This window comes from Roseomonas chloroacetimidivorans (assembly GCF_049629625.1).
Lineage (GTDB): Bacteria > Pseudomonadota > Alphaproteobacteria > Acetobacterales > Acetobacteraceae > Roseomonas > Roseomonas chloroacetimidivorans.
In genome coordinates this window covers 1-12363 of the sequence record NZ_JBNBZS010000054.1, presented here as the reverse complement: position 1 = coordinate 12363, position 12363 = coordinate 1, and the positions used below count along the sequence as shown (strand labels likewise).

Here is a 12363-nt window from a genome sequence, read left to right as displayed (position 1 = left end):
AAGTTCTGACTGACCGAAGGTCTGGGTAGCAGGTGCGTGAGCCAATACGGCCTGGCGCGGCGGTGAGCTCTGGTTCCAGGCCGCGCAGCACTGCCGCCTAGAAGGCGGCCTGCTGGTTCTCGCGCGCTGCCACCGAACCCGCTCGGATCGACGCTGCCGAGCCCATTGCGCGCCCGCCCTCAGGGCTGAGCACGCCGAATTACACCGCCGCAGAATGAGCCCGCGCGAATGACTCAGCAGTTCATGCGGCCCATGCGGCGGGTCTCACTCTTTCACCGCACCGGTGAGCGAAGAGACATAGTAGTCCACGAAGAAAGAGTAGAAAATTGCAACGGGAAGCGAACCGAGGAGTGAGCCGGCCATCAGCGAGCCCCATTGGTACACGTCGCCTTGCACCAGCTCCGTGAGGATCGCGACGGGAACGGTCTTCTTCTCCGAGGAGGAGATGAAGGCGAGCGCATAGATGAACTCGTTCCACGATAGGGTGAAGGAGAAGATGCCAGCGCTGATCAGGCCGGGCACCGCAAGGGGCAGCGTGATCCGGCGCAGGATTTGCAGCCGGGACGCACCATCCATCAGCGCGCATTCCTCCAGCTCATAGGGAATGGACTTGAAGTATCCGATCAGGAGCCAGGTGCAGAACGGGATCAGAAAGGTCGGATAGGTAAGGATCAGGGCAAGGGGACTGTCGAACAGGCCGAGTTGGAAGACCATGGTTGCGAGGGGAATGAACAGGATCGATGGCGGGACGAGATACGCCAGGTAAATCGCAAGCCCCACCGCGTTCGCCCCGCGAAAACGCAAGCGCTGGATGGCATAGGCGGCCAGGACGGAAGCGAAGATGGACAGAACTGTAGAGCAGACGGCGACCAGCATCGTGGTCATCAGCCAGCGCGGATAGGAGGTCTCGAAGAGCAGCTTGTTGATATTGGCAAGCGTCGGATGCACGACCCAGAAGGGGTTGAAGTTCTTGTAGTCGTAGAGCTCCGCGTTCGGTTTGAAGGTCGTGATGGTCATCCAATAAAAAGGGAAGAGCAGCACGAAAATGAAGCAGGCTAGCGGAAGATAAACCGTCAGGACTCTTCGTGGGCGGGATTGCCAGGACAGATGCGCATCGTCCGCAGTGGCGTCACTCATCACTGCCTCCCTGCTGCCACTTGCGACGCGCAAGGGCGAAATAGCTGAACAGCGTGGCAAAGAGCAGGAAGGGGATCATGGAGACGGCGATGGCCGCTCCCTCCCCCAGCTGACCGCCGGGAATGCCACGCTGGAAGGCAAGGGTCGCCATCAGATGGGTGGAATTGATCGGGCCACCGCGGGTGATGGCATAGACCAGCTGGAAGTCCGTGAAGGTGAAGAGCACGGAGAAGGTGAGCACCACCGCGAGAATTGGCAGCAGCAGCGGAAAGGTGATCTTCGTGAAGCGCTGCCATGAGGTGGCTCCGTCCAACAGCGCCGCCTCGTAAAGAGAGGGCGAGATGGTCTGCAGCCCGGCCAGAAGCGAGATCGCCACAAAGGGAATGCCGCGCCAGACATTGGCCGCGATCAGCGACCAGCGTGCATGCCAGGGTGTGCCGAGGAAATCGATGTAGTGCGAACTCCAGCCCAGCACGTCGACCAGCACATAGGAGATGATGGAGAACTGCGCGTCATAGATCCACCAGAAGGTGATGGCGGAGAGGACGGTCGGCACGATCCAAGGCATCAGGATGATGGCACGGATGAGCGACTTGAACGGAATTTTCTCATTCAGCAGCAGGGCAAGCCAAAGCCCCAGCCCGAACTTCAGCACCGTCGCCACGGCCGTATAGAACACGGTGTAGAAGACGGCGCTCCAGAAGACGCGATCGTACCAGAGGGATTCGAAGTTCTCGAGGCCCACGAAGATGCCACCGCGGCCGATATGGGTGTCCGTGAAGGCGAGCCAGATGCCAAGGCCCAGCGGATAGGTGAGGAAGGTCAGCAACAGCCCAACCGCGGGGAAGAGGCAGATCGCGATCAGGAATGGCTTGCTGTCGAAGAGCCTGGCCACCCAACCGCGCTCGGCGCGTCGGGGGCTCCAGGTCAGGTCGGCGGATGTGACGCCGGACATCGGCTCCCTCCTGCGGAATGCGGGACGCGGCGCGACGGGCGCGGCGCCCCGACAAGCTTCAGCGGTAGTAGCGGCGGCAGCGGCGCTCGGCCTCGCGCACCGCCTCCTCGGGCGTAGCCTGCCCCGAGGACGCCGAGGCGAACATCTGAACGACCACGTAATCCGCCGCGACTGAGCCCGATGCCGCACTGATCGGCCCCTTGTAGCCGGACCAGTACTCCACCGTATTGGTATCGCGGTACACGGCGAGCTTGGGATCGCTCCTCCAGACCTCACTCTCGCCATAGGCGTTGAGCGGGTGCGCCCAATAACCGCCGCAGCCGACCAGCCAGGGATTGTACTGCTCCGCCTCCATCATGAAGCGGAGATACTCCTTTGCGGCATTGGGGTAGCGGCTGTGCTTGAACACCATCGCATTCAGCAGCAGCACGTTCTCCGCCAGCTTGCCTGCGGACCCCGTGGGCATGTGCTCCATGCCCGTGTCCTCGGCGATGGGCGCCGTGCGGGGGTCGTTCTTCATTGAGAAGTACATGGAGACGCCGTTCTGGGTCAGCCCGATCTCGCCTGCCGCATAGGCGCGGTTGTTGTTCACATCGCCCCAGGAGACAGTGCCGGGAATGAAGGTCTGGTACAGCTCCTTGGCGTAGCGGAGCGCCTGTAGGGTTTGAGGACTGTTGATGGCGACCTTGCCGGCCTCGTCCACCACCATGCCGCCATGCGACCAGAGCAGCCAATTGCAATAGGCGTTGCCATCGCCCACTGCATTGCCCAGCGCGAAGCCGGCGGGATGGCCGTTGCGCTTCAGCCCCTGGCAGAGCTTCAGGAAGCCCTCATGGTCGGTTGGCAAGCGATCGAACCCCGCCTCCTTGGCCCAGGAGATGCGGTAGACGCAGGGCGAGCCGGTGCCACCCATGGGAATGGAGATCCACTGATCCGACCCCCACTTTTTCCCAAAGCGCTGCGGCAGGGCCATCCACCCCCCATATTTCTGGCCGAGGTAGTTGGCCAGCTCGGTCATGTCGAGCAGCTTGTCCGAATAGATGTGCGGATCATCCGCCCAGCCGACCACCACGTCCGGCCCCGCGCCGGTATTCGCAGCCACAGCCGTCTGGGGGCGGAGGTCCTCCCAGCCCGCGAAGTCCACGCGCACCTGTACGCCGGTCTGGGCCGCAAACTTAGCGCTGTTCTCGCGGAACACCGTCTCGTCGGCATCCACGAATTTTGTCGGACGCAGTACACGCAGGGTCGCCCCGTTCTCGATGCGCGCCTGGGGTGGCGTGGCATTTCCCATGGGGATGGCAGCGCGCGCATCACGGCCAGTTGCGCCTGCGGCGAAAGCGCCGGCGCCAAGCACCAGGGTTCCGCGCCGGGTGAAGCTGTTCATTTCTTGGTTCCTCCTCCACTGCCGTCTCCGGCACCGCGCCGCCATCAGGCCATGAGGCGCAACCCGGTTTCACCGTTGAACAGATGAGCAAGTGCCGGCTCCGGCTGGACGTGAAGCGTGTCGCCCACCCGCGCCGAAACCCGCTCCCGGAAAGCACCGACGAGCGTGATGTTCCCCATGCGAGCCGTCACCATCGTCTCCGCGCCCGTGGGCTCGACGAGTTGGACGGTCACGGGGATGCCTGTGTCGGAGAGGCGAAGATGCTCGGGGCGGATGCCATAGACCACCGGCTGCCCCTCTGCCGCCCGCTCGGGCAGCGGAAGTGCGATCGGCCCGGCGCTGTCCAGCCCTTCCGGACGGAAGGCGCCGCCGTTGACCTGGCCACGCAGGAGGTTCATTGCCGGGCTTCCAATGAAGCCGGCGACGAAGAGGTTCGCCGGCCGGTCATAAAGCTCAAGCGGCGTGCCGATCTGCTCCACCCGCCCAGCCTGCATCACGACGATCTTGTCGGCCATGGTCATGGCCTCGATCTGGTCATGGGTGACGTAGACGGTGGTGGTTCGCAACCGCTGGTGCAGATCCTTGATCTCGCCACGCATCTGCACGCGCAGCTTCGCATCAAGGTTGGAGAGGGGCTCGTCGAAAAGGAAGACCTGCGGATGGCGCACGATCGCGCGGCCCATCGCCACGCGCTGCCTCTGGCCACCGGAGAGCTGCCGCGGATAACGGTCGAGCAGCGCCTCCAGCCCAAGGATGCGGCTCGCCTTTGTGGTCTCGGCCTCAATCACCGATTCCGGCGCCTTCGCCAGGCGCAGCGAAAAGGCCATGTTCTCGCGCACCGTCATATGCGGGTAGAGCGCGTAGTTCTGGAACACCATGGCGATGTCCCGGTCCTTCGGCGGCACGGTGTTTACCACCCTGCCATCGATGGCGATCTCCCCGCTCGTGATGTTCTCCAGCCCCGCAACCATGCGGAGAAGCGTGGACTTCCCGCATCCTGAAGGCCCGACGAGCACGCAAAACTCGCCATCGGCGATGTCCAGGTCGATTCCATGGAGGATGGGAGTTCCGCCGAAGCTCTTGCGGACGCCGCGAATCTCGACAGAGGCCATGGATCAACCGTCAGCGCTGCACGGCAGTTCGCAACCGCATACACGGCATGGACGGCCTCCCCTTCGTTGTCCCGAGCCTACGCATCGTCGGAGCATTTTTGCAACAAACTTCGGAGAAAGGGTCGGGCAGTTCGGCCGGTGGTCCTTGCCCGGCCTATCGGAAAGGGACGCACTCCGGCTGCCAGAATGACGCCAGAGGGCGTCGTCAGGTTTGTGACGTCAGGTTCAAAAACTATCCGTGCTGGCGGTGCCGTCCCAGGGCGGATGCGGCTCCGGTCACATCAAGCCAAACGCGGATCGCAGGATGGGGAAGACGCGGGCCTGTGCAGCCCGTGCAGGCGCCGCACCCAGTTCAGTCCAACCTCGCGCCGGAGATGCGAACCGCTTTCCGTCAAAGGGCAGCGTTGGCTTGGATGGTGCCCAGGCAATCGGTTGGTTCGCCGCAGATTGAAGTAGCACCCGGCCATTCCAAGTCTCTGCACGGAAACCGGGGAATCCCGTCTCGTCAAAGGTCGGCACATCCCGGAGGCTCGGAACCCGGTCAAGATCGGCAATGGCCAGATACCGGATGCTCCCGCCACCCTGATGCGGGATGACGTCCGCCGGGTTGCCGAAATGCGCCGCGACATCGCCCGTCAGAAGCGCCTGGGTCGCCGGCGCGCCCTCCCTGTACAGAACGTGTTGCATCTCGGTGCCGGCGCGCGACAGGAAGAGCACCACCGCAAGGTGAGGTGAAGATCCATTACCAGCGCTCGAATAGTCGAACTTGCCTCGTGAGCGGCGTGCCAGATCCAAGAACTCCAAACGCCTGAACTGCCTGAGATAACGGGGACCGGCGCCAAGTGCTTCGCCGGATCGAAGCTCAGCTGCATCAGCACCGGCAGCATCATCATCTGAGACGCACTCGCCACGAACAGCGTTCAGCCGTCCGGTGCATTGCGCGCGACGAACTCAGCAGCGATGGCGTCATTGGCACCGCTGCGATTCTCCACGACCACGGGATGGCCCAGTGCCCGGGAGAGATGCTGACCAATCATGCGGGCTTGCGTGTCAGCGCTGTCGTCGGCCGTGCCGATGACGGCGCCGGTAGAATGACTGGGCTAGTGGGCGCGCTCCAGGCCGACGGCATCGAGAACTGTGACCAGGGCGGCCGACATCTGCTCGATAGACGCAACCGGAAGGCGAGAGGAGCGGCCGGTGCCGCGCTGATCAAGAACGAGCACGGTGAATTCCCGAGCGAAGCGCTCAACATGCGGCTTCCGCCACTTGCTGGTGCGCCCTAGGCCGGAGGCAAGCACGAGGGAGGCCCGAACCATGGAGCTCGTGGTAGAGGTCGCAATCGTCCTGATGGGCAAAGCGCATGAGGAGTCCGGCGGGCTGCGCCGCGAACAAGGCACCCGCAGGCACCAGGCCAGTTTGCGGGATCGGGGCAAAGGAGACGGCGCCCGCTCTGGCCCCCCTTGTCGCTTTCCGATCGAGGGTGATGGCCCGGATAAGCCCCGGATGTTTCCTGGGCCGAGAGAATGGCGCGCTGGGTCGGACCAGCCAGCGCCGAGATGGGATTTTGGCCGGCGCTCGATCCTTTCCGGTACTTAGCGGCAGTTGCAGCGCTTCAGGCCACCGCGCCACACCCAGCCTTTCCTCTTAGCCCTCTGTCGGATCCACAACCACTTCCAATTCCGCCGTCATCGCGTGACCACTGATCAGCACCTTGACAAGGACGCCAAAACGGCACCCGCCCGGTGAAGGCTTGGTCGGCCTGGGTGCTCCTGGTTCCTCCGTCGCCGACCCGATGGCGCGTCCCCTGCCGTACTGCTGTGCTCCCTTGGGAAGCCCGGCCTGTGCCCCCAGGCGCCGGAGGTGCTTTCGGGGGTCATGCTGGCGGAAGACCAACGGCCCTCCGAGTCTGCGAGACCTCCGGACTATTCCTGAGAGATGACAGAAGCGCAGGGCGGCAATGCCGGTCTGTCTGCGACAAGGGCCAAATGAGCACTATGCATGACGTCCCAGAAACCCCACATGGGTCGATCTCGGCGAGTTGAACTTGGATGAAGGGCGCGGCCGCGAGGCGGTCGCCCTGGCGGAATCTCAGGAGTGGTGCGCATGGCGGCGATGGAAGCGGGCAATGAGATGGTGCTGGACGAGCGGGAGGAGGCTCTCCTCTCATCGCTCCCCGAGGCAGAGGGCCAGGCCCTTCGGCGCCTGACCTGGATTGCCCGGAGCCGGGGTCATGTGACCCACGCCGAGGTTTCTGCCGCACTTCCCTCCGACCAGCTCTCCTCTGACCGCATTGAGGACGCGCTCGGCGTGCTGTCCGCCATGGGGGTCGAGGTGGCCGAGGAGGAGGACGCCGAGGCGGAGGAGGGCGAGACGGACGAGGGGCCGCGTGCGGCTCCTGAGAGCGACGAGGAGTCCGTCGGGAACGTCAAGGACGACGCGGGGCGCTCAGCCGACCCGGTCCGCATGTATCTGCGGGACATGGGCACGGTCATGCTGCTGAGCCGCGAGGGCGAGATTGCCATCGCCAAGCGTATCGAGGCCGGGCGGAACATGATGATCGAGGGGCTCTGCGAAGCCCCTCTGGTGCTGGATGCCCTTCTCGGCTGGTACCGGGCGGTCCAGGACGGGAGCATGCTCCTCCGCGACGTGCTCGACCTTGAGGCAACGGCAGGCGCCGGGGAGGACCCGCCCGACGATGCCTCCGAGCAGGATGATGAAGAGTCGGGCGAGGGAAGCGAGGCGGGCACGATCGTGTCGCCCTCGGTTCTCGAGCAGCAGCTCAAGCCCGAGGCCCTGGCCGCATTCGAGGCCATCGAGGCAGCCCAGACCTCTTTGCGCGGGCTCCAGGCCCGCCGCATGGCAGCTTACGCTGGAGGCGGATCCCTGGCGGCCGCGGACGAGGCGGAGTTTACCCGGCTTCGCGGCGAGCTGGTTGCGCTTGTTGGCCGGGTTCGCCTGCACGCCAACCGCATCTCGGAGCTGGTGGAGCGCATGCGCGAGGTGAACAAGCGCCTCACCGGGGCAGAAGGGCGTCTCCTTCGCATTGCCGAGACGGCAGGCGTGAAGCGCGATGACTTCCTTGCGGCTTACAATGCCTCTGGGTCCTCGCCCGAATGGGTGGCCAGCCTCTCCTCGCGCAAGGGAAAGGGGTGGATGGCGCTCGCGACGCGTTACTCCGCAGAGGCGGAGGAAGCGCGGGCGGCCATTGCCACCATCGCGGAAGAACTCGGGATGCCCGTTGCGGAGTTCCGCCGCGTGCAGGCTGTCGTGGCCAAGGGCGAGCGCGATATGAACCGGGCGAAGAAGGAGATGATCGAGGCGAACCTGCGCCTCGTGATCTCCATCGCCAAGAAGTACACGAACCGAGGCCTGCAGTTCCTGGACCTGATCCAGGAAGGCAATATCGGCCTGATGAAGGCCGTGGATAAGTTTGAGTACCGCCGCGGCTTCAAGTTCTCGACCTACGCCACCTGGTGGATCCGGCAGTCCGTCACCCGCGCCATCGCCGATCAAGCCCGCACCATCCGGGTCCCGGTCCACATGACCGAGACGGTCAACAAGCTGAACCGCACCTCGCGCCAGATGATGCACGAACTCGGGCGCGAGCCGACCCCGGCCGAACTCGCCGCGAAGATGGGCATGCCGCTCGAGAAAGTGGTCAAGGCGCAGAAGATCGCCCGCGAGCCAATTAGCCTCGAGACGCCAATCGGTGACGAGGAGGACAGCCATCTCGGCGACTTCATCCGGGATGAGAACGCCGTCATGCCGCTCGACGTCGCGTTGCAAGCCGGCTTGCGCGATGCGGCCAGCAAGGCGCTTTCCGGCCTGACCCCGCGTGAGGAGCGCGTGCTCCGGATGCGGTTCGGAATCGGGATGAACTCCGACCACACGCTCGAGGAGGTCGGGCAGCAGTTCAACGTGACCCGTGAGCGCATCCGGCAGATCGAGGCAAAGGCGCTAAGGAAGATGAAGCACCCGCCCCGCGCCAGGCAGCTGCGCAGCTTCCTGGACATCGGATAGGCGGGCTGCCCTGGCTGGGCGGGTACTGCGCTGCAGGCCTTCGCCATTGGGCCGGGCGCCAGTGCGGTGAACCGGATCCACGAGGCGCCAAGGCGGACCCCGGCGGCATAGTCGCCGGGGTCAATCGCCGACGGCCGGCTTCACGACCCCTCCAACCCCGCCGTTATCGCCTGCCTGCTGATCACTGCCGTGAGGTCAGCAATGCAGCCTGCCGCACTTGGCTCGATGTGATCTGATCTGCGTCCGCGGCGTGATGACATCGCCAGCCCGGATACTTTTTTGGCCCTGCACCACCAATCTGGCCCCGACACCGGCCGCCCTTCGGCCGGGCTACGCCCCCGCGGCTTCACTGACCGCAAATTGCAAAGATTTCTTGCAGGCCGATAATGATCCAGCCCACCCGCTCGGAAAGATTCGCAGTGGGATGGCCGTTTCCGTGCCGGCAGGAGGCTTTTGATGGCCGACCAATCAGCAAGCGGCCGTATCGGCCGCCGGACCGCGTTCACCGGTTTGGCGGCTGCCGTGCCCATAGCCGCCGGCCTTGCCAGGCCTGCCTCTGGCGCCGGCGCCGGGAAGCGGACCTTTGTCCTCGTTCACGGAGCGTGGCACGGCGCCTGGTGCTATCAGCGTGTGACCGACAAGCTGACCTCCGCCGGCCACAAGGTCTATACGCCAACCCTGACGGGCCTCGCGGACCGCTCGCATCTCATGATGCCCGGGATCACCTTGCAGACGCATGTCGACGATGTCGTGAACCTCATAAAGTGGGAGGACCTGACGGACATCGTCCTCTGCGGCCACTCCTATGGCGGCGCGGTCATATCCGGAGTGGCGGAAGCGATGCTGCCGCAGATCGCCTCCATCGTCTTCCTGGACGCCTTCATGCCCGAGAGCGGGCAGACAATCGCCGAGCTTTCACCGACGAGCCGGGAGAATGTGCTCGCCTCCCAGGCCCGCGGCGCGATCTCGCTTCCGGCCCCGCCTGCCCGGGCTTTCGCCGTGAACCCGGCGGACCAGGCCATGGTGGACGCGAAATGCACGCCCCAGCCGATCCGAACCTTCACCGAAGGCATCCCGATCACCGGCGCGCGCGAGCGGGTGCGCCGAAAAGCCTATGTGCGTGGCGAGCAATATGCCCGCGACGCCTTCGACGCCGCCTATGAGAAAGCCCGGCAGGATCCGGGCTGGGTGGCCCACAAACTGCCCTGCGGCCACGATGTCATGCTCGACCTCCCCGACCGCATTGCGGAGATCCTGCTGCAGGCGGCAGCCAACTGATGAGTTGGGCAGGCCCGACGGTGGGCCGGCCCTAGCCCCGCTTCGGCGGCGCCGGCGGGCGCGCGGAGATCAGCGCCCGCCGGATCTCGGCCTCCGCCTCGCCCAGCGCCTTGGTGGCGGCAATACGCCGCTCGCGGCCTTCCTGCGCAATCCGCAGCGAATCCTCGATGGTCGCAACCAGCGCGGCATTCGCCTTCTGCACGGATTCCAGGTCGACCACGCCGCGCTCGATCTCCGTCCGCACCTCGATATTGGCGCGGCGCAGCCCCTCGGCATTGGCGGTCAGCAGCTCATTGGTCAGGTCGGTGGCTGCGCGCACGGCCGCGCCAGCCTCGCGCATGCGCTGAAGGGCCAGCGCCTGGGCAAGCTGGGTGCGCCAGAGAGGCACGGTGTTGGCGAGCACGGAATAGATCCGGCCAGCCAGCGCCTTGTCATTCTCCTGGATCAGCCGGATCGAGGGCAGCGCCTGCATGGCGACCTGCCGCGTCAGGCGCAGGTCATGGACGCGGCGGTCCAGATCTTCCCGGGCCGCCCGCAAGTCGCGAAGGCGCTGCGGGGCCAGGGGATCGTCCGGGTTCTCGGCCGCCTTCTCCGCGGCAGGGATGGCCTCTGCGTCGGTGCGGGCCAGCACGGCCTCACCGGCCGCCACATGGTCGGCCAAGGAATGGAACCAGCCCAACGTCGCCTCATAGAGGCGCTCCAGCCGCTCCACATCCTCCATCAGCCGGGTGCGATGCATCTCCAGCTTGTCGCCGATCGCCTCTACCTGCCCGCGCACGCTCTCGTATCGCTGGAGGATGGCGGTGGTCTCCGCCCCCGCACGGGTGAAAAGGCGGGCGAGCAAGCCGGGCTTCTCGTCCAGCTTCGTCACGTCGAAGCCGCGCAGGGTGGACAGCAGTTTCGAGAGCGACTCCCCCGCCTCCCCCACGGCATCGCTCCGCGCCGAGCCAAGCATGGCATCGGCCGCGGAGGCAGCGCGGCCCTGCGCCTCCTGCCCGAAGCGGGTGATGCTGGCGGGGTCGTTCAGGTCGATCCGGGCCGCCAGTTCGGTGACGCGCTCGGGTGCGGGTTGCAGCGTATCTTCGCTCACGCGATGCCCTCCTGGTGCAGGCGGTCCTGCAGGACCTTCACCTGGATCGCCAGCGCCTCCGTCTCGGCGGCGCGCAGATCCTCGGCCGATTGCCGGGCGGAGCGGGTCAGGTCGTCCAGCAGCCTCGGCAGGGTTTCGGGCGGGTCGGCACCCTGGGAAAGGCGAACACCGATGCGCTCCAGCCCATCCACCCCGATCACCAGCACCCGGCGGGCCTGGCCGGCGGCATCGGGCCGGAGGGCCAGCTCATCCAGCAGGGCGCGCAATGCCGTCGCGGCCGGCCGCAGGCGTTCATCGCCGAACAGCAAGGCGGAGAGCCGGGCACGCAAAGGGTCCAGCGTATCCGGCGGCGGAGCCGGGCGCGGGGGCGGTGGAGGCGGCGGCGGCGCGACCTCGGTCACGCCCTCGTAGAGCAGGCGCGCGCCACCCCAGGCCATGGCACCAAGCACCACAGCACCGAACGCCCCCGTATCGGCCGCAAAGCCGGCCGCGAGCCCGGTCCCAACCCCCAGCAGCACCCCGGCCCTGCGGGCATCACCGCGCCGCGCCCGAGCGAGGCGGGACATGGCCAGTCCCACACCCGCGAGGCCGGCGATGGTGCCGCCGATCAGCCTCCCCTCCCCGCTCGCCAGGGCGAGGAAGAAGGTGGGGACGAAAGGAAGGGCGAACAGCGCGATGGGAATGCCGCGCAGGCCCGTCCACCAGCGCGGTAGCTTGTCGAACCCCCGATAGGGGCCGCGGGACGTGCTCAATCGAACAACTCCACCAGCACGTGGATGAAGGAGAGCAGCCCGGTAAAGCCGACGCCGGCGGCCAGAAGGGCCAGGCCGGCCAGGCGGCGTGCGGGGGCAGGAAGGGAGATCGGATTCATCGCGCGGCGAAGATCGGCCCGCCTGCCCCCCGCTTCAAGCGTCTGGGGTGGTCAGAGCCGCACCCGCAGCGCCCTGGCCAGTTCCCCGACGATGCCCGCCCGGAAGGCAAGAACGCAGGCGACGAAGATCACGCCCTGGATGATGGTCACCCAGGCGCCGAAAGGAGCGAGATAGGTCTGCATGGCCACCACGGCTCCCGCCCCGATCACCGGCCCGAAGAGGGTGCCCAGGCCACCAAGCAGGGTCATGAGCACCACCTCGCCCGACATGGTCCAGTGGACATCGGTCAGGGTGGCGATGCCCACCGTGATGGCCTTGGCACCACCCGCGATGCCGGCAATCCCTGCGGATAGGACGAAGGCCACCAGCTTGTAGTCATCTGTGCGGTAGCCCAGTGAGGTCGCGCGCGGCTCATTCTCCCGGATGGCGGTCAGCACCTGCCCGAAGGGGGAATGAATGATCCGGTGGATCAGCAGGAAGCCGGCGAGGAACAGCCCGGCGATGAACCAATAGAG

Annotated in this window: 13 protein-coding genes; 2 read left to right on the top strand and 11 right to left on the bottom strand. The window is 65.9% G+C overall.

Translation table 11 applies throughout. The features are described 5' to 3' along the window. Positions 1 to 264: 264 nt before the first annotated feature. From ACO1BU_RS26495 to ACO1BU_RS26465, 7 genes are all read right to left on the bottom strand, one after another. Entirely contained in the window at positions 265 to 1137 is an 873-nt protein-coding gene (locus ACO1BU_RS26495) for a carbohydrate ABC transporter permease (RefSeq protein ID WP_424138977.1), read from the bottom strand. After that, the gene (locus ACO1BU_RS26490) at positions 1130 to 2092 is read right to left on the bottom strand and encodes a carbohydrate ABC transporter permease (RefSeq protein WP_424138976.1); all 963 of its coding nucleotides are present in this window, start codon (positions 2090 to 2092) and stop codon (positions 1130 to 1132) included. The genes ACO1BU_RS26495 and ACO1BU_RS26490 overlap by 8 nt, the downstream gene beginning before the upstream one ends. A gap of 58 nt (positions 2093 to 2150) precedes the next feature. Further along, entirely contained in the window at positions 2151 to 3476 is a 1326-nt protein-coding gene (locus ACO1BU_RS26485) for an ABC transporter substrate-binding protein (protein WP_424138975.1), read from the bottom strand. A gap of 44 nt (positions 3477 to 3520) precedes the next feature. Further along, on the bottom strand, positions 3521 to 4588 hold the full coding sequence (locus ACO1BU_RS26480; RefSeq protein WP_424138974.1) for an ABC transporter ATP-binding protein: 1068 nt from the start codon (positions 4586 to 4588) through the stop codon (positions 3521 to 3523). A 276-nt stretch (positions 4589 to 4864) separates the two neighbouring features. Next, on the bottom strand, positions 4865 to 5383 hold the full coding sequence (locus tag ACO1BU_RS26475; RefSeq protein WP_424138973.1) for a tripartite tricarboxylate transporter substrate-binding protein: 519 nt from the start codon (positions 5381 to 5383) through the stop codon (positions 4865 to 4867). Between the two features lie 125 nt (positions 5384 to 5508). Further along, positions 5509 to 5625, bottom strand: a complete 117-nt coding sequence (locus tag ACO1BU_RS26470; RefSeq protein WP_424138972.1) for a tripartite tricarboxylate transporter substrate-binding protein — start codon at positions 5623 to 5625, stop codon at positions 5509 to 5511. Positions 5626 to 5688: 63 nt separating this feature from the next. Beyond that, the gene (locus tag ACO1BU_RS26465) at positions 5689 to 5904 is read right to left on the bottom strand and encodes an alpha/beta fold hydrolase (protein WP_424138971.1); all 216 of its coding nucleotides are present in this window, start codon (positions 5902 to 5904) and stop codon (positions 5689 to 5691) included. 787 nt (positions 5905 to 6691) lie between these two features. On the opposite strand from ACO1BU_RS26465, the gene rpoD reads away from it, so the two are divergent. After that, complete coding sequence (gene rpoD / locus ACO1BU_RS26460) at positions 6692 to 8608, top strand: RNA polymerase sigma factor RpoD (RefSeq protein WP_424138970.1); 1917 nt, start codon at positions 6692 to 6694, stop codon at positions 8606 to 8608. 456 nt (positions 8609 to 9064) lie between these two features. Next, positions 9065 to 9886, top strand: coding sequence for an alpha/beta fold hydrolase (locus ACO1BU_RS26455; RefSeq protein WP_424138969.1), 822 nt, complete (start codon positions 9065 to 9067; stop codon positions 9884 to 9886). A 31-nt stretch (positions 9887 to 9917) separates the two neighbouring features. On the opposite strand, the gene ACO1BU_RS26450 is transcribed toward ACO1BU_RS26455, so the two are convergent. The 4 genes from ACO1BU_RS26450 to ACO1BU_RS26435 form a co-directional block, all read right to left on the bottom strand. After that, the gene (locus ACO1BU_RS26450; protein WP_424138968.1) at positions 9918 to 10976 is read right to left on the bottom strand and encodes a toxic anion resistance protein; all 1059 of its coding nucleotides are present in this window, start codon (positions 10974 to 10976) and stop codon (positions 9918 to 9920) included. Beyond that, on the bottom strand, positions 10973 to 11728 hold the full coding sequence (locus ACO1BU_RS26445; RefSeq protein ID WP_424138967.1) for a hypothetical protein: 756 nt from the start codon (positions 11726 to 11728) through the stop codon (positions 10973 to 10975). The genes ACO1BU_RS26450 and ACO1BU_RS26445 overlap by 4 nt, the downstream gene beginning before the upstream one ends. After that, positions 11725 to 11847 carry a hypothetical protein gene (locus ACO1BU_RS26440; protein WP_424138966.1) on the bottom strand — a complete coding sequence of 41 codons (123 nt, stop codon included), beginning with the start codon at positions 11845 to 11847 and terminating at the stop codon, positions 11725 to 11727. The genes ACO1BU_RS26445 and ACO1BU_RS26440 overlap by 4 nt, the downstream gene beginning before the upstream one ends. Before the next feature lie 51 nt (positions 11848 to 11898). Continuing rightward, on the bottom strand, positions 11899 to 12363 hold a 465-nt coding region (locus ACO1BU_RS26435; protein ID WP_424138965.1), incomplete at its 5' end, for a branched-chain amino acid ABC transporter permease.

Coding starts and splice junctions, on each gene's coding strand:
- ACO1BU_RS26495 (WP_424138977.1), bottom strand. CDS start 1,137: ATGAGTGACGCCACTGCGGACGATGCGCATCTGTCCTGGCAATCCCGC.
- ACO1BU_RS26490 (WP_424138976.1), bottom strand. CDS start 2,092: ATGTCCGGCGTCACATCCGCCGACCTGACCTGGAGCCCCCGACGCGCC.
- ACO1BU_RS26485 (WP_424138975.1), bottom strand. CDS start 3,476: ATGAACAGCTTCACCCGGCGCGGAACCCTGGTGCTTGGCGCCGGCGCT.
- ACO1BU_RS26480 (WP_424138974.1), bottom strand. CDS start 4,588: ATGGCCTCTGTCGAGATTCGCGGCGTCCGCAAGAGCTTCGGCGGAACT.
- ACO1BU_RS26470 (WP_424138972.1), bottom strand. CDS start 5,625: ATGATTGGTCAGCATCTCTCCCGGGCACTGGGCCATCCCGTGGTCGTG.
- ACO1BU_RS26465 (WP_424138971.1), bottom strand. CDS start 5,904: ATGGTTCGGGCCTCCCTCGTGCTTGCCTCCGGCCTAGGGCGCACCAGC.
- rpoD (WP_424138970.1), top strand. CDS start 6,692: ATGGCGGCGATGGAAGCGGGCAATGAGATGGTGCTGGACGAGCGGGAG.
- ACO1BU_RS26455 (WP_424138969.1), top strand. CDS start 9,065: ATGGCCGACCAATCAGCAAGCGGCCGTATCGGCCGCCGGACCGCGTTC.
- ACO1BU_RS26440 (WP_424138966.1), bottom strand. CDS start 11,847: ATGAATCCGATCTCCCTTCCTGCCCCCGCACGCCGCCTGGCCGGCCTG.